The organism is Shewanella sp. MF05960 (genome assembly GCF_050849305.1).
GTDB lineage: Bacteria > Pseudomonadota > Gammaproteobacteria > Enterobacterales > Shewanellaceae > Shewanella.
The window spans coordinates 195,171-215,407 of the sequence record NZ_JBOZPS010000005.1 but is presented as its reverse complement, the minus strand read 5'-3'; the positions used below and the strand labels follow the sequence as shown (position 1 = coordinate 215,407).

The following is a 20,237-nucleotide window of genomic DNA, read 5'->3' as shown; positions in this document are numbered from 1 at the left end:
CTGGGCTCACGTCATTTTCTTCAACGGCCTCAAGTTCAGAGTTGAATTTTGGCATTTGAAAGCTAAGAACAACTCGTTTTTGGACAAAAGTGTGTTAGAGCTTCGGATTTAGTGCAATGACATAAAGTTTACACTGACCCCACTAAATTTGTTGATGACTCAACTAAGGAATAAAGTACAGGATAAGCGCCTATTAGCGCTTATCGGTAAGTACCTACGAGCAGGGGTGATGGTCAATGACCAATTTGAAGCAAGCTTTGAAGGTGTGCCTCAAGGCGGCCCACTCTCGCCATTACTCTCTAACATTATGTTAGAGAGTCTGGATAAAGAGCTGGAAAGCCGAGGGCATAAATTCGCCCGCTACGCGGACGACTTCATGATTTTGGTAAAGTCTATTCGAGCAGGAGAGCGGGTACTCAAGAGCATTACTCAATATCTGGCCACTAAGCTAAAACTGGCCGTTAATGAACCGAAAAGCCAAGTGGTTAAGGTAGGTCAAAGCAAGTTTCTTGGGTTTACATTTAACCGAGGCAAGATCCAGTGGCATGCTAAAACATTACACATTTTCAAACAAAAGATGAGACGATTAACGAACCGAAACTGGGGCGTGAGTATGAGTTATCAGCTGTTTAAAGCGCGGCAATACATGCAAGGCTGGATCAACTACTTTGGCATAGCCAACGCTTATCAAGGGTGTATGGATTTAGACCATTGGATTCGTCGTCGTGTTCGTATGTGCTACTGGCGTCAGTGGCGAAAACCACGGACCAAGGTACAGAATTTACTTAAGCGTGGCGTCAGGATCCAAGCCGCTGTTGCTTGTGGGATCACAAGCAAAGGTCCATGGCGAAGTTCGAAAACACCAGGGATACAGCAAGCGCTGAGTAATGAATATCTGAAGAAAGCAGGATTATATTCACTAAGAGATGGATGGATCGCAGTTCATTATCCTAACCAGAAAGTCAGTTAGGAGTTCTAAATGAACCGCCCTGTGCGGAGCCGCATGCAGGGTAGTGTGGGGGCTGGAGGCTAGATCCCTCCGGCTACCCGATTATGTTGCGGTTAAGCTTTATCTCTCTGCTTAATATGCTCTTGAGTATCAGTTGGAATTAAGTCAGCGTATAGACTTTCCAATTCTTTCGGCTTTGTAATTAATTCTTCAGCTATAAAATTTAAGATCCCAAATAGTTTATGAGCTATATCAGCATTATCATCAAGATTAATTTGACCAGGGTGAACAGCATTATTTCCAACGACTCTTAACAAATCTAATGCTTGCTGTATTTTAGGACTAAGACCTTCAGCAACAAGTTCCTTAATATCCGCATTGATATTCTTTCCGCTTTTTCCAACCTGCTTTAATAACTTCTGAAGTGCCAATCTCAGTAAAGCTGTAGCGCCTTTAGGAGAATCATTAAGGATGCTAGAGGCTTCAAAATATAACACTTTTATATCTTCATCTAAATCGCAATTAGGTGGAGAAAGTGATATTACCTTTGGGTATTTCATTTCCTTATTTACCCACACACTGAACTTTTCGCACGATGAACACGTTGATACTGAAAATCCAGTAGGAACAAATGAAGAGAAATTCCTTCTGAAGTCATGTTCCACGTTTTCTAAGAACGATTTCAAATTTGTTTGGTAGAAATCTTTAATTCCAGTTCTATAGTCCATATAAATGTGATGGAGTATATCGTTTGCAATAGTACTTGCGTTATTCAAGCTAAACCAACGTTGAGTCGCAACTGTTTGACAGTGTGGACATTGGAATTTCTCTTGTCCGTGTTCAGGTATCATTAAATACTCCATTGTTGATAGCAACATAACACCGCGTTAAGCGGACTAAAATTGCGGGTTATAATGTGTAGCGAAGCGAAACGTAACCCACTGTTTTAGTTCCGTTTAAACGCCTTATTAGCAATATTTTTTTAAGTGCTCTGGTCCGAGTACGGCTAAATTTTTATTCCATAATTCTGCTATTAATTTCAAAGAAAAACTATGGAAGCAATCAACACCAAGTTGTTCTTTTTTTACTAAACCACTCAACCTTTCAAAATCTGAGTCCTTTAGATTAAAAATTGGCGTATGAACAGCATCATTTCTTAACTCTCTAAACCAGTCATATAATTCAAATTGAAACTCATCTATAACAGCTTCTTTTTTAAGTTTTTCTAAACGCTGATTATGGTTTTTTAACAATAAATCTGGAACATGATGCTCTAGCAATGTTTTTATCATCATTTCAATAAATGAATGTGAGACAATTATCAGTAAACGAGGGTTATCTTTGACAACTCCAATTTCATTTGCGACTTGCAACATGTAATCCGATTTCAAGTAATGCTCCATATATTGCTAACGCTTATTGAAGGGCTCGCCCTATAATGTCGGCCCTTTAACTTATTGATTAATATCATCCTACATTTAGTATCTTATTGATGTAAAGCCGTTTTATTTAACTCCACTGACAAATAAAAGCGGGCTTGCACGTTAAAAGTGGATTCAAGATTCGACAAAAAATAAAAACAATTTAATTTCAATAGATTACAAAATTCGTGATTTATTATTCATACTACTTTAGTTTACATATTAGCCGATTCAACTTAAAAACACGTCAAAAACCATTACAACTGTTTTTATTTACAGTACACACTACATAAAGGTGGAAAGCATGACTGACACTGGATATGTATCCGACATTTATAAGCCAGATACAGATAAAGTTTAATGCTGGGCGATCACCATCGAAAATGATACGTTTTCTAATATTTTTCGTCTGAGGCGCTGAGGGTTTGCAAAGGCTGATTTATGAACAAGAATGCGCTTTACCCCTTTGCTCTGGTGTGGGCGAAGCGCCACGACGTTAGTGGCCGCAGGCCATAACCTAAACATATGTTTAAACACATCTTGGGGCAACAACACCATCCACTATCTGCTCTACCACTAAGCTTGCCCATGCATTGTAAATCGGTGCGCCTGGGTGAAATCCATCGCTGGCCATGACCTGGCGCATAAAGTCGAGCATGCTTAACTCGGGTTGTGGGTTGTCTAACGGCAGTTTTATCATAGTAAATTGACTACTTTGATTGTTCTGTTGTTGATTTAGCGTGAGTAATAATTGCTGTAAACCATGGTTAAATTGATTAGCACGTTTGCCTAAACTCCACCGTAATGGATTTGGCAAAACGGGAAACAGCCCTAAAGGTGGCAATGCTGTGACTAAAATTTGTTTAGGTGTGAAGCGCTTTTTAAGCAATGTAAACAATGCCTGTTGCTGTAAAAGCCACTTATCACAACTCACCGATGAAGTGATATCGTTGACCCCTAATGAGGTGACGATGACATCATAATGCTCTTGAGCGAGTATGGGATGAGTGGGATCAATCGGCTCATTGAGCGCTTGCAACGTAGTTGATGTGGTTGCACCTGTTTTAGCAAACAAGGCGTAGTTAACATCTAATGTTGGGCTTAATTGCTCAAGCACCTGACCAAGTAACGCCTGACTTTGGTTTGTCACCCCAACCCCCGCTGCGGCAGAGTCACCTAAAATCAATAAGCTTAACTGAGGATTTGATCCGGTTTGACCGACACGTTCACCTTCTGGTTCGGCAAGTCTTGGCGTGGTGCGGCGCACTTTGAGGCCTTGTAAAACAAGTACAGGGGCCAACATAATCGATATTCCGTGATACAACATATTGGCTCCTTAAAGTGAATTACTGACATTATCTTATGTCATACTTGTCACTTGTCACTTGTCACTTGTCACTTGTCACTTGTCACTCAGGCATTATTGATTATCAGCAATAAATTGCACAACGACTTCGGCTAACACTTCGCCTTTATCTTCTTGTAAGAAATGTCCGCCGCTGACTATGGTGGTGTGCTTTTGTCCTTGAGTGCCGGGAATGAGCTTTTGCATTAAGGCGTCACCGCCTTTGGTAATAGGATCTGAGTCACTAAAAGCGGTTAAAAATGGTTTTTGCCATTGTGATAACACTTTCCAGGCTGCACGATTTTTATCTGCTGCGGGGTCATCTGGGGTGATTGGCACAAGTAAAGGAAACTGACGCGCGCCCTCTTTGTAACGTTCATCAGGAAATGGCGCATCATACGCGGCGATAATCTCGTCGGTCAGTGTCGATACGCAAGCTCGGTCAATTAAGCTGCCCGTTGGGAATATATCAACATCTTGTGAATATTGACGCCATTTGAGAAAAGCCTCTCCAGGTTGATGATCGCCCGTAGGCAACATGGTGTTTGCTGCAACTATTCGCGCAAAACGTTCACTGTGCTCTGCCGCTAATCGTAAACCAATTAAGCCGCCCCAGTCTTGACACACTAAAGTCATATCACTGAGGTTTAGCTGTAACATCAATGAAGTGATCCAGTCGACATGGCGCTGATAGGTATAATCTGAGCGTTTTGTCGGTTTGTCTGAACGGCCAAAGCCAATCAAATCAGGCACAATAACCCGATGACCCGCCTGCACTAAAATGGGGATCATTTTACGGTACAAAAAACTCCAGGTAGGTTCACCATGAAGTAATAGTATAGGTGCAGCTTCTTTAGGGCCTTCATCAACATAATGGACTCTTAGCTGGCCACCTTCAGCGTCGTCAACCGTTAAGTAATTGGCGTTAAAATGATAATCAGGCAAATTGGTAAAACAACTGTCGTCGGTGCGTAAAAAATCCATATGATTGACCTTCCTGTTTAAGTGTTTTTATCAATTATCACTAAGTTGAGCGTAAAGTGATGTTGTCGTGTAGTGTCGTTCGCTTCGTTCAATAGTCGAGCCGTTCGCCAAACTCATTAAGTGAACAACAATCTTTCTTTTAACTGAGATCTTTAATGGCGCGGCCTATGCCATCTACAGTTAACGGATACATTTTGTCGCTAACCAGTTTTTGAATAATCGAAATAGATTGATGAACATGCCAATAGTTTTCTGGCTGAGGATTAAGCCAGGCGACTTTATTAAAATGCCCGATTAAACGATTCAAATACTCTATACCGGGTTTTTCATTCCAATGTTCGACACTGCCGCCTTTCGCGATTATCTCGTAAGGTCCCATGGTGGCATCACCGACAAAAATCACTTTGTAGTCAGATGAGAATGTGCGTAACACTTCATCGAGTTCAATGGTTTTGTCAAACCGGCGGTTATTGTCTTGCCATACTTTTTCATATAAACAGTTATGGAAATAGAAAAAACGTAAATGCTTAAATTCACTGTGCGCGGCCGAAAATAACTCTTCGCAAGTATGAATGTAATCGTCCATCGAGCCGCCAATATCAAAAAACATCAGCACTTTGACTGCGTTATGACGTTCTGGCTCCATGTGCACATCGAGTAAGCCGCCATTTTGCGCGGTTGAGCGGATCGTAGTATTGATATCAAGCTTTTCACTGGCGCCTGTGCGAGCAAATTTGCGTAACTTTTTTAAGGCCAATTTGATATTGCGGGTACCGAGCTCACGGTCCTGGTCAAAGTTTTTAAACTCACGTTTGTCCCACACTTTCACCGCGCTGTTATTGCGGTTTTTATCCTGACCAACTCGAATACCTTCTGGGTTATAGCCATAAGCACCAAAAGGCGATGTGCCGCCTGTACCTACCCATTTATTACCGCCAGCGTGGCGTTTTTTTTGTTCTTCTAAACGCTCTTTAAGTGTCTTCATTAACGCTTCAAGGCCACCAAGCGCTTTGAGTTGATCTTTTTCTTCTTGGCTTAAGTTTTTTTCAAATTCTTTACGAAGCCAATCCTCTGGCAGAATATGATCAAAAATATCAATGCTTTCTATGCCTTTAAAGTATTCTGCAAAGGCATTGTCATACTTGTCGTAATGGATTTCGTCTTTAACCATGACGATTTTGGCTAGGTTATAAAACGCTTCAACATCAGCAAACACCACGCCTTTTTTAAGCAAGGCGATAAGGTCAAGTAGTTCGCGCAAACTGCACGGGACTTTGTGCTTTTTTAGGGTCAAGAAAAAATCAATAAACACGGCTTACTACCTGTTTCTACGGCTCATAAAAGCCAGCTTTTCAATCAATGACACATCTTGTTCGTTCTTTAGCAATGCACCAAACAAGGGGATAATGTCCGATTGCTTATCAAGTAAGGTCTGCTGCGAAATATCATCGGAGATTAATAGCTTTAACCAGTCAATGAGCTCTGATGTTGACGGTTTTTTCTTAATGCCATTGACGTCGCGTAAATCAAAAAATACGTCTAATGCCTGGCTTAACAGGGCTTGTTTAACGTCAGGATGATGCACGTCGATAATCTTTTCCATTTCCGCTTTGGTAGGGAACTTAATGTAATGGAAAAAACAACGACGTAAAAAAGCATCTGGCAGCTCTTTTTCATTATTTGAGGTAATGATAATAATCGGTCGTTGTTTAGCTTTAATCACTTGCTGAGTTTCATAAACATAAAACTCCATCTTATCAAGCTCTTGCAATAAGTCGTTTGGAAATTCGATGTCGGCTTTATCGATTTCATCAATTAACAAAATCGGTCTCTGTTCTTCTTCAAACGCCTGCCATAACTTGCCTTTAACGATATAGTTGCCAATGTCATGCACTTTGGCATCGCCCAATTGACTGTCGCGTAATCGCGATACCGCGTCATACTCGTAAAGGCCTTGCTGCGCTTTGGTGGTCGATTTAATGTGCCATTGATATAATTTACAATTGAGCGAACGCGCTAACTCTTCTGCTAACTGAGTTTTACCGGTACCTGGCTCACCTTTAATCAGTAACGGTTTTTCAAGTGCAATAGCTGCATTGACCGCTAACGTAAGTTCGTTTGATGCGATGTAGTTTTGTGTACTTTTAAACATGGTTAACCTTTTTATTTAATCGTTGTTCTTGGCAACTTATTTGTAAAAAATGCTTGTAGACGATGGTGGCTCAATAAACGTGTCTCAACTCATTCCTAGGTGCCCATTCCTAGTACTCATTAACATTGACTCAACGCTTTTTTGTTAGCGTTAAGCAACACTAATTGCCACTGGTGTGCCATTAAATGCCGCATTACCTGTGAGCATATCAACTCTGGCAGCATCCGTTAAATCATTAATGCTCACACCCGGTTGTGTCGCGGCAACAGACATATTAGTACCTTGCTGATTATGACCCCAACCTTGCGGCATGGTAACGACGCCTGGTTGAATATCATCGGTAATCACCACTTCGATGTTTATTGTACCAACAGCGGAAGTTACTGTAACCACTTGCCCTTGTGCAACGCCTAAGTGTTTTGCATCAAGAGGATGCACTTCTAAAGTACAAGGATTTTTACCTTTAATTAATCGCTCAGAATTTTGGGTCCAGGTATTGTGGCTTTTCACTAAACGACGGCTGATTAAATCAAATGGAAATTGATTATCACGAGCGGTTTGCGTCATGACAGCGTGTAATCTCGGTAAATCGTCTTGATAAACCGCGGGGAATAAATCGATGTTGCCGTTCGCGGTTTTAATCCGTTCAGATAAACACGGCATAAGCGGACCAAGATCAATGCCATGTGGATTATCAATTAACTTTTGTAAACTCATGCCTTGCTGACCATATGGGCCTTTTTTAAGCTCCATATCCAATATCATTTCAGGCGTAACCTGCTGTATTGGATCGTCTGCAGGCACATTAAGCATCCGCGCTGAAATCTCTTTGAGTATTTGCCAGTCGCTGCGTTGATCGCTGTGTTTTTCAAATAGCGGCGCTGAATATTTAACCGTGTTTCTCACTGAGAATGAATTAAAGAAAATATCAAAGTGTGAGTTCTCGACACCTGTCGTGCCGGGTAAAATAATGTCAGCGTATTTTGTGGTTTCATTAAGGTAGATATCAATCGATACCATGTAATCTAACTCACTAAATGCCGTAGCCAATTTATGGCCGCTGGGTGCGGATAACACTGGATTACCTGCAACAGTAATCACACTTTTAATTTGCCCTTCTCCAGGTGTTTGGATCTCTTCTGCTAAAGTCGCCACCGGAAACTCACCATTAAAAAACGGTAATTTGCGCACGCGAGAATGGTATTGACCAAACGAGGTTTTGTGCCCAGGTTGATGATTACGCAGTAAATCGAAGGCAGGCTGTGGAAACATTGCACCACCTTCGCGATCAAAATTACCGGTAATAATGTTGAGTACATTGGTGAGCCACAAACAAATGCCACCAAAAGTTTGAGTTGATGCGCCCATGCGGCTATAACAAACGGCCGAATCGGCAGCCAGCATATCTGCTGATAACGTACGGATAACTTCAGCATCGATGCCGACAAATGGACTGACAATTTCTGGTGAATAGGCGCTAACTAGATTTTCGATATCACCCAACCCATCAACCTTATCGCTTAAATGACGCAAATTGACTTTATTAGCAGCAAACACGCAATGAATGAGAGCAAGCAGCAGAAATGCATCTTTTTCAGGGCGAATAAATACATGTTGGTCGGCAATTTTTGCGGTACGGGTTTTGCGCGGGTCAACCACCACCACTTTACCGCCACGCTTTTGAATGGCTTTTAATCGTCCAATCACATTAGGCGCAGTCATCATACTGCCATTAGAGACAACAGGATTGCCGCCAATGATTAACATAAAATCGGTTCTATCGATATCAGACACCGGGATTAACATACCTGCACCCAACATAAAGTTAGCGGCAACATGATGTGGTAATTGATCTGCCGAGGCAGAACTAAAGCGGTTTATGGTGCCAAGAGATTTCATGAACGGCTTAAGGAATAATGCATTGCCTAAACTGTGGGCATTAGGATTACCTAAATACACCGCTAATGCATTTTTGCCGTGTTGCTGCTGAATATGTTTGAATTTGTCGACGATTTCAGTAAATGCATCATCCCAACTGATGGCTTGCCAGCCAGTCTCAGTGCGTTTAATCGGAGTTTTCAATCGGTCTTTATCAGTGTAAAAGTCTTCTAACGCGAGCGCTTTAGGGCAATTATAGCCCTGACTAAATGGGTCGAGTTGATCGCCTTTAATTGAAATAATCTGCTGGTCTTGATAGTTAATTTCCAAGCCACACATGGCTTCGCAAATATTGCAATTTCTATAATGGGTTTTGATGTCGCTCATATATATCGCCTGACTTGGAATAAAGTGATGTGGCAGCACCGAACATTGAATGACGTGCTCAGCGCTGCGTATTGATGATGACTAAAGCTTAACGATAAGCTTGCCTTTATTGTCGCCGGTAAAGAACAAGTTCAAGCCGCTAATGGCAGACTCAAGACCGTCTAACACATGGGCGCGATGCTTGATTTGCCCTTTCATCACATACGGTGTCAATTTTTGTAATAATGCCGGTACGTCACCAAAGTGATCAGGCATAGTGAAACCTTGAATAATCAAACGCTTTTTAATTACCTGGATCCAATTTGGGCCTAAATCAGGTACCGCTTTAGGGTAATCGGCTATCATGCCGCACACCACAATACGACCATGCGCATTCATTTTGGCAAAGACATGATGCTGAATAGGCCCCCCGGTATTTTCAAAATACACATCAACACCCTTTGGCGCTAATTCAGCTAATTTTGCTGCAATATCATCTGTTTTATAATTGATAGCACCGTCAAAACCTAATTCATTGACAATCCAATCTGCTTTTTCATCGCTACCGACCACACCGATAACCGTTAAGCCATCAGCTTTGGCCAGCTGACCCACAATAGAGCCCACCGAGCCTGCTGCACCAGAAACAACAATGGTCTCGCCTTTTTGCGGCTTACCAACGCCATATAAACCTTGAGTGGCCGTTAAACCAGGCAATGCAAACACCGATAACACGGCTTCATCCGGTAAAGGGGCGGTCACTTTATTTAAACCGGCACCGTTACTTAACACGTATTCTTGCCAGCCCATCATGCCCATCACTCGATCGCCAACGGCAAAATCAGGATGCTGACTTTCCACTATTTCACCAATACCAGAACTGCGCATCACCTCACCCAGTGCAACCGGAGGAATGTAACTCTCGGTGTCAGCACTCATCCAACCAAACATCGCAGGGTCTAATGACATGTGGTTTTGCTTCACTAAAAACTGGCCTTCACCCACGCTTGGCATTGGCTTTTGCACTATTTCAAATAATTCTGGGCCAATTGGGCCACCTTGAGGACGGGCGATGAGATTGATTGCGGTAAATGTGCTCATGTGTTTCTCTCTTTGTCGATGATTGTGTGGCCGTCTATGGCGCTATTGTTATCTTTATTTGTTGCTTCATGTCTAACTGATTAAGGATGTAAATATGGTTAAGCCTTTGAACTAAAATAGTCACTAAGCTGCTAACTAACCCAGTCTCTAAACCCAGTCATCTAAACCCAGTCATCTAAACACGTTATTATTCGTGCAGTTGATTAATCGGTTTAATGCTGTTGATTGTTTGATTACGATAAAAATGGTTAAAATGCAGTGCTAGCTTTTCACTTTCGACAAACACTTGTTGCCAATATTTAAGCCTCTGCGCTGGGTTCATTTCAACAAAGTCACTGCGATCTGGAATTTTTTGATACGGTAACGACGCCACAAACTCTGCCGATGGACACAATAAAACGGTTTTATCGTAGTGTTGCAGCCTCACCTTTCGTGACAGGTTTTTATCAAACCACCCCGCTTTTAAGGTTGAACTAAAATGCGGGTATAGGGTTAAGCCTTTATTTTGAATATCAAAATCAAAGTGATAATCAATAATCCCGCCATCACGATACATCCCCGAAGGACAATCAGGAATGTCTTTAATGCCTTGCATCACCATCGGAATAGATCCTGACGCTAACAAGGCGCGCTTGATATTTTGCTCCGATAAGCTCACCGCGGTGGTCGGAATATTATCAGGGTCATTTATCACTAAATCACTTTGACTATGCTGAAAAATAAACCGTTGATATTGGCTTTTGAGTAAAGGGCGACTCATGGCGTTACGCACAAAGCTGCTGGCTAAACCCACACCCTGTTTTAATTTACTTTCTGATGCCACAAGACCATTGCATTTCGCCACGATAAAATGTGCTTTAAAGATGGGATTATTGATAATTTCATCTGCGCCTGTTGCGCCAAATAACACTTCAAGTAATTCGAATGCTTTTGTAGTGATTTCTAATGGTTGCGGCTTTTTATCATCAGAATACACGGTTTCGCTGTAGTTTTTAGCCAAACGTTCTATGGCTGCAACGGGATCGTTTTGCGCAAAACACGCCGCTCGAAATGCCCCTGCACTTGAGCCAATAAGGTTTAATGGTTGTTGTCTGCCTTTAAAGAATTCGCCAAATAAATATTTGTCTAAGCCAAATAAGGTAAACCATTTTGGCCCACCGCTGGCACCTAAAAAAGAGCTAAATAGCTCAGGAGAAAAACCATCTTGTTGTATTGTTTTTAACGCCGTATCACCGGCATAAATTTCTAACATATTGAATTATTTCTGACTCTTATAAGATTGAGAATTGACACTTGAATACTCATTGCGTTAATTAATCTGCTCGTTCAAGAAAACGCATGTTGATTAGCGTAAAGGGCATTGAGCCAGCACATACTGGCTCAATATGGGTCTGTGATTGTATTGGCAATAACCGACACAAAAACAGACCCTATTTGATCAATTATGCCTTACTGCGTAAGTCTTTACGCAACACTTTACCGACATTACTTTTTGGTAGCTCGTCCATAAATTCAATGATTTTAGGACGTTTATAGTTGGTTAGCATTTCTGCGCAGTGATCAAAGATATCCTGTTCAGTCAGCATTGGGTCTTTACGCACAATAAACACTTTTACGCGTTCACCGGTGGCATCACAAGATATCCCCACCGCAGCGGCTTCAAGTACGCCTTCATGCGCAACAATAACTTCTTCAATTTCATTGGGGAATACGTTAAAGCCAGACACAATAATCATGTCTTTTTTACGATCAACAATTCTGAAGAAGCCATTTTCGTCCATGGTCGCGATATCGCCCGTGGCTAACCAACCGTCTTTTAACACTTCATCAGTGGCTTTTTGACGATTGTAATAGCCTTTCATCACCTGCGGCCCTTTTACCCACATTTCACCAGGCTCGCCTAAGGCAACATCTTCACCATCGGCGCCGACAAGGCGAATATCGGTTGATGAAGCAGGAAGTCCAATAGAACCATTGTATTTTTCCTGGTTGTACGGACTCATGGTCACTAACGGCGCACACTCAGTTAAGCCATAACCTTCTAGAAGACGACTTTTAGTGACTCGCTCCCAATGTTCAGCTACTGGGCGCTGTACTGACATACCGCCGCCAAAGCCCATTTTTAAGGCACTAAAGTCGAGCTGATCAAAACCTGGGGTGTGTAACAAACCATTAAATAAAGTATTTACCCCAGTAATGACGGTAAATTTGTATTTAGCTAACTCTTTAACAAAGCCCGGCATATCGCGTGGGTTGGTGATCAACAAGTTGGTGCCACCAAAGGGTAAAAATGCTAAGCAGTTAGAGGTTAACGCGTAGATATGGTAAAGCGGCAATGCAGTGATCATAAACTCTTTGCCGATTTCATACACGTTTTTGGTTACGGCATTAGATTGTTCAAGGTTAGCAACCATATTACGGTGCGTTAACATTGCGCCTTTTGATGGGCCTGTTGTACCACCGGTATATTGCAAAAAGGCTAAGTCTTCGCCAGTAACCGCAACCGGAGTAAACTTAAGTTTGCTGCCTTTAGACATGGCATCATTAAATTTAACCGCATTTGGTAAATCAAACGCGGGCACCTGTTTTTTAACATGTTTAATTGCACCATTAATCAGTGCACCTTTAATCATGCCGAGGCGATCGCCAACACTGGTCGTGACAACATACTTAACATCGGTCTTATTGATGACAGCCTGCAGCACGTGAGCGAAATTTTCTAAAATCAAAATGCCCTTTGTACCTGAGTCTTTTAGTTGATGTTCTAACTCACGGGGTGTGTATAACGGGTTAACATTGACTACGGTTAGCCCGGCAATCAATGCACCAAATAAGGCTATTGGGTATTGCAATAGATTTGGGATCATAATGGCAAATTTATCGCCTTTCACTAACCCTAAATCATGCTGTAAATAGGCCGCAAAGTCAGTCGCTTGTTGCTCAAGCTGTTGATAGGTAATACTTACATCCATATTAATGAACGCCGTATTACTCGCGTATAACTTGGTATACTTTAAAAATAATTCTGCTAAAGAGCTGTACTTATCAGGGTCAATTTCAAACTCAACTCCAGGTGGATAACTCTTCTCAAGCCAAACTTTTTCCATAATACGGTCCCCTATTATTATGATAATGCTAATAAAACCTAAAAAATCAGGTTATTTACGGCAATGATTTATTATTATGATGACACTCAACTTCCACACAATTTACAACACTTCAAATAACCCTGCAGCGCCTTGCCCGCCGCCAATACACATACTGATGACGACGTATTTAACACCACGGCGCTTACCTTCAATTAGCGCGTGCATGACCATGCGTGTGCCACTCATTCCATATGGATGACCAATTGAAATTGCGCCACCATTGACATTTAACTTATCCGCAGGAATACCCAATTTATCTGCGCAGTAAATCACTTGCACGGCAAAGGCTTCATTGATTTCCCACAAACCAATGTCGTCCATTGTTAACCCGTTGCGCTCGAGTAATTTAGGAATGGCATAAATCGGTCCAATGCCCATTTCGTCAGGCTCGCATCCCGCCACAACCATACCGCGATATGCGCCTAATGGTTTAAGACCTCGCTGCTCGGCAAGTTCTCGATCCATCACCACTACTGCCGCGGCACCATCTGATAATTGCGATGCATTACCACCGGTAATGGAGCCATTGTCTTTAACCGCTTTTAAGCCTGCTAATCCTTCAATATTGGTCGACGGACGATTACCTTCATCTTGAGTTAACGTAACCGTTTCTTTGGTAATGTCACCCGTGTTTTTATCCATCACCAATTTAGTACAAGTTACAGGCACAATCTCATCGTCAAACTTACCAGCAACTTGAGCGGCCGCGGTACGTTGTTGTGACGATAATGCATAAGCATCTTGACGCTCGCGTGAAATGTCGTAGCGATTAGCCACCACTTCAGCGGTATCAAGCATTGGCATGTAAATCGCGGGGCGATAAGCTTTTACGCTAGGGTCTACGGCGCGACTCATGTTCATTTTATCGTTTTGTACCAAGCTAATTGAATCACAACCGCCAGCGACAACCACTTTGGCACCGTCAACCACAATATGGTTTGCTGCTATCGCAATTGACATTAATCCAGATGAACATTGACGGTCAACCGTCATGCCCGCTACCGATACCGGTAATTGTGCAGCCATTGCCACTTGACGGCCAAAGTTCATTCCCTGGTTACCCTGAGTGAGCGCAGCACCAAAAATACAATCATCAATCTCATTTGGGTCAATACCCGCGCGCTCAACAGCAGCATTTACCGCTACAGCAGATAATGTCGGTGCAGATAAATCATTAAAGGCACCACGGTAGGCTTTACCAATTGGCGTACGTGCAGCGGATACAATGACAGCTTCTCTCATGACAATTCCTTTTATATATAGAGTGCATCTTGTTTAATGCACATTGTGAGTGGTGTTGTTGCAATCCAATGACACCACTCAACCGAAATCACCCCAGTGACCTCGGAATAATCTAATCAATTTATTATTGCTGTTGCGCTTTCATGAATGCCATGGCTTTCATAATAAATTTTTCACCTTGTTGCGCGCCAGAAACCAAAGCTTTTTGATTATCTTGTGCGGTTAATTTATCCCAATTGTCGCGTACCGCTTCTGGGCTTTGTTTTGCCGTAGGAATAAAACATCCATCGGTTTCAAAAATACTGGCACTAGAATAACCACCGGCGCCAGCACATAAAATAAAGCGATTAGGCGCGTCATCATCACACAAGGTCAGCATGCCCGCGGTGACCGCTTCGGGTGCGAAGGCTTTAACGATTTCTTCTGGCATTAAATCTTCGGTCATGCGGGTGCCTGCTGTTGGCGCTAATGCATTGATGTGAATATTATTTTTAGCACCTTCAAGCACTAAAGTATTCATTAAACCAATCAGGGCCATTTTTGCCGCGCCGTAATTTGACTGACCAAAGTTTCCATACATGCCACTTGAAGAGGTTGTCATCACAATACGGCCGTAATTTTGCTGTTTCATGATTTCCCATACCGCTTTGGTGCAGTTAACCGAGCCCATAACATGTACATCCATAACGACTTTAAAATCGTCTAAGGTCATTTTTGAAAACGATTTATCGCGTAAAATACCAGCGTTGTTGATTAACACATCGACTCGGCCCCATTTGTCCATGGTTTGTTGCACCATGTCTTGCACTTCATCAAAGTTAGCCACGTTCGCACCATGGCTAATGGCTTCACCGCCCATCGCTTCAATAAGGGCGACCACTTCTTGTGATGCCGCTGAAGATGCACCGCTACCATCACGTGCACCGCCTAAATCATTAACAACCACCTTAGCGCCGCGTCTAGCTAGCTCTAATGCATGTGAGCGGCCTAATCCGTTACCCGCACCTGTTACTATCGCGACTTTTCCTGCAAAACTGATTGTCATCTTGATGTCCCCAATATACTGATAATAATGTTGTTATAATGTCTTGATATGGCGATTTACTTAACCATTTGCACTGAAATCCACTCAGCCACTAACGCCGGGGTATCAACCCCTTCGATTTCAATGGTCACTTCTGTTGAAATGCGAAATTGTCCTGGTTTTTTCTCTTCAATCGACAGGGTTTTAGCATGTGCGCGGATACGGCTGTTTACGGTTACTGGCTGTAAGAATCGCACTTTGTCAAAACCGGCATTAAGGCCCATATAGAAGCCATCAATAATCACGCTAAATTCTTCTGCAAAATGCGACAACATAGATAAAGATAAAAAACCGTGCGCGATGGTTGAGCCAAAAGGTGTGGCTTTGGCTTTTTCTTCATCGACGTGAATAAATTGATGATCTAGGGTGCAGTCAGCAAAAAGATTAATTTGCTGTTGATTGATTTGATGCCAATCAGTTGGCGCGGCTTGATGACCGATGTAGTTAGCAATCTCGTTACGATTAATCACTGTTGGCATGTTCCCTTCCCCTTTTGCTTTCGCAATACGATCCATGAATGAAATTTATACGATAACTCATGCTAATTGGGGTTTATCAATTAAACAAATGAATAGTTTTGATACTTAGATATTCTCATAGCTAATAGTTTGTATGTGGGTGATAGGGATTGCAGGCATAAAAAAAGCATTACCTTAAATTGAGGTAATGCTTTCATTTTTAACATTAAAATATACCATTAATACGTTAACTAATGATGAGTTAACCTATCAACAATACTCACTTGTCATCACGGTACGATTAAAACCACTCACTCTGCATGTCAAAACTGGTGCTGTCGGTGTTAATCAAAATGTTTGACCATAAGTAAATTTCGGGTAATTCGAATCGATAGAAGTATTGAGCGGCTTGCAATTTACCTAGATAAAAATGCACATCCGTTTGATGCGGTTTTTCTGCGAGCGCTTTTGTTGCCACAATGCTTTGCTTTAACCACAACCAGGCGACGATAACATGACCAAATAACTCAAGGTATTTAACCGAGTTAGCTAATGCCAAATCGATATTCTTAGTCGCCATTGCACTTAATACCGCTTCTGTGGTGGTGGTCAAGGTTTCAACCGCTTGACTTAATTGAGTCGAATACTCAAGTAAACCAGGATGTTGCTTAGCTTCATCGATGGTTTTCATCATTTCGCTTATTGTCGCCTTAAACCCTTGCATCTTATTCATGGGTACTTTGCGGGTCATTAAATCCAATGATTGGATCCCGGTAGTACCTTCATGAATGGGATTAAGGCGATTATCGCGATAAAACATTTCAACGGGATGCTCGTTTATGTAACCGTGGCCGCCCATCACCTGTATGGCAAGTGAGTTTGCTTTAGGGCCGTATTCTGATGGCCAGGTTTTAATGATCGGAGTTAAAAAATCTAATAGTGTATAGGCGTATTGTCGCTGCGCTTCAGTATCTGCCGTGTGTGAATCGTCACTTAATTGCGTGCCGTATAACACCAATGCCATAGCACCTTCTGCATAGGCTTTTTGTGCCAATAGCATACGTTTAACATCAGCATGTTCAATGATATTGACCATCGGTGATAATGGATCTTTGCATGATGGTAATCTGCCTTGAGGTCGGTTTTTGGCGTAATCAACAGAGTATTGATATCCCGCAACGGCTATTACTGCCGCACCAGTACCCACCATAATGCGGGCTTCATTCATCATATGGAACATGTACTTGAGGCCGCAATGCTCTTCACCAACAAGGTAACCCACTGAGCCATTTTGTTCACCAAAACTCAGCGCGGTAGAGGTTTGCGCACGGCCACCCATTTTATGGAATAACCCCGCTAAGGCGACTTCATTGTCTTTGCCAATAGAACCATCGTCATTAAGTAAAAACTTTGGCACCACAAATAACGAAATCCCTTTCACTCCTTTTGGAGCGCCTTGAATACGCGCCAATACTAAATGAACAATGTTTTCACTTAAGTCGTGATCGCCGCCCGAGATATAAATTTTACTGCCACTAATACGATAAGTGCCATCTTCAGCTTTTACCGCTTTGGTGATCAAATCACCCAGTCCAGAGCCACTACCAGGTTCGGTCATGGCCATCGTGCCCATAAAGCGGCCTTCTCGCATCGGTTTTACCCAGGTATTGATAAGCTCATCGCTGCCATGTGCTTGCAGCAAATTGGCATTGGCAGTGGTGAGCATGTTGTAACCCATGCCCACGCCGCCAGCGACACTTAAAAACGCCCCTGCAGCACTGGCAATAATAGGCGGTAGTTGCATGCCGCCTAAGTCGTAATCTGCAGTGGCCGAACCAATGCCCGATTCAATCACCGCAGTGATGGCAGTTTTAAGCTCAGGCAGAATATGAACTTTTTTGCCGTCAAAAGTCGGTTGGTCAGTATCAAGCTTTTGTCGAATAGGAAGAAAATGTTTTTCAGCAATGGTTTTCGCTGTGTTAATCACTTCATTAAACGTTTGACGATCATGATCCTGGTAACGCTCACGGCTTGTTAACCCTTCACTGTCAAACAGTTCGTACAGCATAAACTCGAGATCGCGTTCATTCATTAATGTAGCTGGCATATTATTCTCTTCTTATCTTATAAAAACTCAATCCAATGACCACAGTCAATCTGACTAATAACTACTGACAATAGCAAAGCAACGGGGATTTAAAATGCAGACACACCACCGTCAACCGCGATGCATTGGCCCGTCATGTAGGTGTTGCCAGGCGACAACATCATTAACATGACTGCGACGATTTCTTTAGGTTCACCTAAACGATTCATAGGCGTGCCGCGCGCCATTTTCTTTTGTTTTTCTTCATCAGCAAAATTGGTGACCATAGGCGTTAACGTAAAGAAGGGGCAAATGGCATTGATACGAATGTTGTCGCGGCCGTATTCAACTGCACCGGTTTTGGTTAAACCAATCACTGCATGCTTAGCCATTGAATAAGCACTGCCTCTGGCTGCCCCGCCTAAGCCGGCCATCGAACTTACGTTGAGAATAGCACCCTCACCTTGTTTCAGCATTTGTGCAATTTGATGGCGCATACCGAATTGAACACCCTTGACGTTAATGGCAAATTGGCTGTCCATAATCGATTCATCAATCATGTGCAGTGGCATAAACTCATGGGCAATACCGGCATTATTGACACCGATATCCACACGGCCAAAATATTCAAGCGCGGTATCGACCATCGCTTTACAAGACTCATCTTTAGAAACATCGCACTTCATCGCGACCACTTCGGCGCCAGTGGCCGCAATATCGTCAGCCACCTTATGTACGCCAGCTTCATTAATGTCACTAATCACGAGTTTGGCACCACGTTTGGCCAGTTCCTGAGAAAGTAATTTGCCAAAACCTTGCGCTGCGCCAGTAATAACGGCAACTTTGCCAGTAAAGTCTAATAATGGATCCATGCGAGTAACTCCTGTAATTGATGGTCTTGTTGTATTTTTTATGATTATTTTGCGCTATGTATTACCTGTAATGCCATTTGTGCTAGCGGTTCCACAAATGATCCCACTTTGTTTGCATGTTCGTTTGATGCATTTCCCTGTGCTGCGCGTTTAGCGACACCTTGAGCAATAGCTGCTAAGCGGAAAAAGCTAAACGCAAGATAAAATGCCCAGTTATCGATGCGATCTATACCCATTCGTTGACAATATTGTGCAACATATTCTTCTTCTGTAGGGATCCCTAAGCTGCCTCGATCAATATCTTTTAAACCATCGATAGTGCCCATGCCTGCAGGCATACGCAGTTGCATACATTGGTACGCTAAATCAGCAAATGGATGACCCAATGTAGAGAGTTCCCAGTCAAGCAGCGCGATAACCTGCGGGCTGTCTTTAGCAAACATCATGTTGTCTAAACGAAAATCACCATGCACTAAACAGACTCTGCCATCATCATTGGGTATATGAGATTCAAGCCACTCAATCAGTTTGTGCATAGCTGGAATAGGCTGAAGTTCGGTGACGTGATATTGCGATACCCAACGGCCCAATTGACGTTCAAAATAGCTACCGGCTTTGCCATAATCGCTTAAACCAACGGCATCGACATCAACACTGTGTAATGCTGCAAGTACCCTATTCATTTCGCTGTACATGGCACCGCGGCGCTCATTTGAATGAATTTCGGCTAGTGATGCACTCCAATACACGGCGCCATCACAAAACTCCATCACATAAAACATGGAGCCGATAATATTGATGTCTTCACAAAGGTGATACACCTTAGCTACCGGTACGTCGCTGCCTTTAAGCGCAGCAAGGACTCGGTATTCACGATCTACAGCGTGGGCAGATTTTAATAACTTACCTGGCGGTTGACGGCGCAGTACATACACGCCCGATTGTGCCGTGACTTTATAAGTAGGATTAGATTGACCACCAGAGAATTTTTCAAGTGTGATTGGCCCAATGAAGCCGTCAACATGTTGCTGTAAATAAGCACTAAGCTGCTCATTATCAATAGAAAATGTATGTGGCATTTAGCAATACTCTTATTGTTAGATTAATGTCGCTGATGCGCTAATGACGCTATATAAACAACATTTTGTTT

At 42.6% G+C, this 20,237-nt stretch carries 17 protein-coding genes; 1 reads left to right on the top strand and 16 read right to left on the bottom strand.

What is annotated here, in order from left to right:
- Window positions 1–154: 154 nt before the first annotated feature.
- Window positions 155–970, top strand: a complete 816-nt coding sequence (locus tag ACROAE_RS07135; RefSeq protein ID WP_432400299.1) for a reverse transcriptase domain-containing protein — start codon at window positions 155–157, stop codon at window positions 968–970.
- Window positions 971–1,062: 92 nt separating this feature from the next.
- Here the strand turns inward: ACROAE_RS07135 and ACROAE_RS07130 are convergent, their stop codons facing one another.
- The 16 genes from ACROAE_RS07130 to ACROAE_RS07055 all read right to left on the bottom strand — a co-directional run bounded on the left by ACROAE_RS07130 (window position 1,063) and on the right by ACROAE_RS07055 (window position 20,166).
- Window positions 1,063–1,800, bottom strand: a complete 738-nt coding sequence (locus ACROAE_RS07130) for a DUF4145 domain-containing protein (protein WP_432400298.1) — start codon at window positions 1,798–1,800, stop codon at window positions 1,063–1,065.
- Window positions 1,801–1,917: 117 nt separating this feature from the next.
- Window positions 1,918–2,340, bottom strand: a complete 423-nt coding sequence (locus ACROAE_RS07125; RefSeq protein WP_432400297.1) for a DUF4145 domain-containing protein — start codon at window positions 2,338–2,340, stop codon at window positions 1,918–1,920.
- 559 nt (window positions 2,341–2,899) lie between these two features.
- Window positions 2,900–3,697, bottom strand: a complete 798-nt coding sequence (locus ACROAE_RS07120) for an SGNH/GDSL hydrolase family protein (RefSeq protein ID WP_432400296.1) — start codon at window positions 3,695–3,697, stop codon at window positions 2,900–2,902.
- Window positions 3,698–3,790: 93 nt separating this feature from the next.
- A complete protein-coding gene (locus ACROAE_RS07115; RefSeq protein ID WP_432400295.1) occupies window positions 3,791–4,699 on the bottom strand; it encodes a haloalkane dehalogenase in 909 nt (302 codons plus the stop codon).
- A 139-nt stretch (window positions 4,700–4,838) separates the two neighbouring features.
- Entirely contained in the window at window positions 4,839–6,011 is a 1,173-nt protein-coding gene (locus ACROAE_RS07110) for a vWA domain-containing protein (RefSeq protein ID WP_432400294.1), read from the bottom strand.
- 6 nt (window positions 6,012–6,017) lie between these two features.
- The gene (locus ACROAE_RS07105; protein WP_432400293.1) at window positions 6,018–6,851 is read right to left on the bottom strand and encodes an AAA family ATPase; all 834 of its coding nucleotides are present in this window, start codon (window positions 6,849–6,851) and stop codon (window positions 6,018–6,020) included.
- Window positions 6,852–7,001: 150 nt separating this feature from the next.
- The gene (locus tag ACROAE_RS07100; RefSeq protein ID WP_432400292.1) at window positions 7,002–9,116 is read right to left on the bottom strand and encodes a molybdopterin-dependent oxidoreductase; all 2,115 of its coding nucleotides are present in this window, start codon (window positions 9,114–9,116) and stop codon (window positions 7,002–7,004) included.
- Window positions 9,117–9,197: 81 nt separating this feature from the next.
- Window positions 9,198–10,196, bottom strand: a complete 999-nt coding sequence (locus ACROAE_RS07095) for an NADP-dependent oxidoreductase (RefSeq protein ID WP_432400291.1) — start codon at window positions 10,194–10,196, stop codon at window positions 9,198–9,200.
- A 187-nt stretch (window positions 10,197–10,383) separates the two neighbouring features.
- Complete coding sequence (locus tag ACROAE_RS07090) at window positions 10,384–11,448, bottom strand: patatin-like phospholipase family protein (protein WP_432400290.1); 1,065 nt, start codon at window positions 11,446–11,448, stop codon at window positions 10,384–10,386.
- Window positions 11,449–11,638: 190 nt separating this feature from the next.
- On the bottom strand, window positions 11,639–13,303 hold the full coding sequence (locus ACROAE_RS07085; protein ID WP_432400289.1) for an AMP-binding protein: 1,665 nt from the start codon (window positions 13,301–13,303) through the stop codon (window positions 11,639–11,641).
- A gap of 102 nt (window positions 13,304–13,405) precedes the next feature.
- On the bottom strand, window positions 13,406–14,587 hold the full coding sequence (locus ACROAE_RS07080) for an acetyl-CoA C-acyltransferase (RefSeq protein WP_432400288.1): 1,182 nt from the start codon (window positions 14,585–14,587) through the stop codon (window positions 13,406–13,408).
- Window positions 14,588–14,711: 124 nt separating this feature from the next.
- Window positions 14,712–15,632, bottom strand: a complete 921-nt coding sequence (locus tag ACROAE_RS07075) for an SDR family NAD(P)-dependent oxidoreductase (RefSeq protein ID WP_160056575.1) — start codon at window positions 15,630–15,632, stop codon at window positions 14,712–14,714.
- Between the two features lie 56 nt (window positions 15,633–15,688).
- Entirely contained in the window at window positions 15,689–16,150 is a 462-nt protein-coding gene (locus ACROAE_RS07070) for a MaoC family dehydratase (protein ID WP_432400287.1), read from the bottom strand.
- Between the two features lie 280 nt (window positions 16,151–16,430).
- Complete coding sequence (locus tag ACROAE_RS07065; protein WP_432400286.1) at window positions 16,431–18,236, bottom strand: acyl-CoA dehydrogenase; 1,806 nt, start codon at window positions 18,234–18,236, stop codon at window positions 16,431–16,433.
- An 89-nt stretch (window positions 18,237–18,325) separates the two neighbouring features.
- Window positions 18,326–19,087, bottom strand: coding sequence for an SDR family NAD(P)-dependent oxidoreductase (locus ACROAE_RS07060; RefSeq protein ID WP_432400285.1), 762 nt, complete (start codon window positions 19,085–19,087; stop codon window positions 18,326–18,328).
- 44 nt (window positions 19,088–19,131) lie between these two features.
- The gene (locus ACROAE_RS07055) at window positions 19,132–20,166 is read right to left on the bottom strand and encodes a phosphotransferase family protein (protein WP_432400284.1); all 1,035 of its coding nucleotides are present in this window, start codon (window positions 20,164–20,166) and stop codon (window positions 19,132–19,134) included.
- Between the last annotated feature and the right edge of the window lie 71 nt (window positions 20,167–20,237).

Excerpts from the sequence above, each read along its gene's own strand:
- ACROAE_RS07120 (WP_432400296.1), bottom strand. The coding sequence starts at position 3,697 with ATGTTGTATCACGGAATATCGATTATGTTGGCCCCTGTACTTGTTTTA.
- ACROAE_RS07090 (WP_432400290.1), bottom strand. The coding sequence starts at position 11,448 with ATGTTAGAAATTTATGCCGGTGATACGGCGTTAAAAACAATACAACAA.
- ACROAE_RS07075 (WP_160056575.1), bottom strand. The coding sequence starts at position 15,632 with ATGACAATCAGTTTTGCAGGAAAAGTCGCGATAGTAACAGGTGCGGGT.
- ACROAE_RS07135 (WP_432400299.1), top strand. The coding sequence starts at position 155 with ATGACTCAACTAAGGAATAAAGTACAGGATAAGCGCCTATTAGCGCTT.
- ACROAE_RS07070 (WP_432400287.1), bottom strand. The coding sequence starts at position 16,150 with ATGCCAACAGTGATTAATCGTAACGAGATTGCTAACTACATCGGTCAT.
- ACROAE_RS07100 (WP_432400292.1), bottom strand. The coding sequence starts at position 9,116 with ATGAGCGACATCAAAACCCATTATAGAAATTGCAATATTTGCGAAGCC.
- ACROAE_RS07115 (WP_432400295.1), bottom strand. The coding sequence starts at position 4,699 with ATGGATTTTTTACGCACCGACGACAGTTGTTTTACCAATTTGCCTGAT.
- ACROAE_RS07130 (WP_432400298.1), bottom strand. The coding sequence starts at position 1,800 with ATGATACCTGAACACGGACAAGAGAAATTCCAATGTCCACACTGTCAA.
- ACROAE_RS07080 (WP_432400288.1), bottom strand. The coding sequence starts at position 14,587 with ATGAGAGAAGCTGTCATTGTATCCGCTGCACGTACGCCAATTGGTAAA.
- ACROAE_RS07055 (WP_432400284.1), bottom strand. The coding sequence starts at position 20,166 with ATGCCACATACATTTTCTATTGATAATGAGCAGCTTAGTGCTTATTTA.
- ACROAE_RS07085 (WP_432400289.1), bottom strand. The coding sequence starts at position 13,303 with ATGGAAAAAGTTTGGCTTGAGAAGAGTTATCCACCTGGAGTTGAGTTT.
- ACROAE_RS07065 (WP_432400286.1), bottom strand. The coding sequence starts at position 18,236 with ATGCCAGCTACATTAATGAATGAACGCGATCTCGAGTTTATGCTGTAC.
- ACROAE_RS07060 (WP_432400285.1), bottom strand. The coding sequence starts at position 19,087 with ATGGATCCATTATTAGACTTTACTGGCAAAGTTGCCGTTATTACTGGC.
- ACROAE_RS07095 (WP_432400291.1), bottom strand. The coding sequence starts at position 10,196 with ATGAGCACATTTACCGCAATCAATCTCATCGCCCGTCCTCAAGGTGGC.
- ACROAE_RS07105 (WP_432400293.1), bottom strand. The coding sequence starts at position 6,851 with ATGTTTAAAAGTACACAAAACTACATCGCATCAAACGAACTTACGTTA.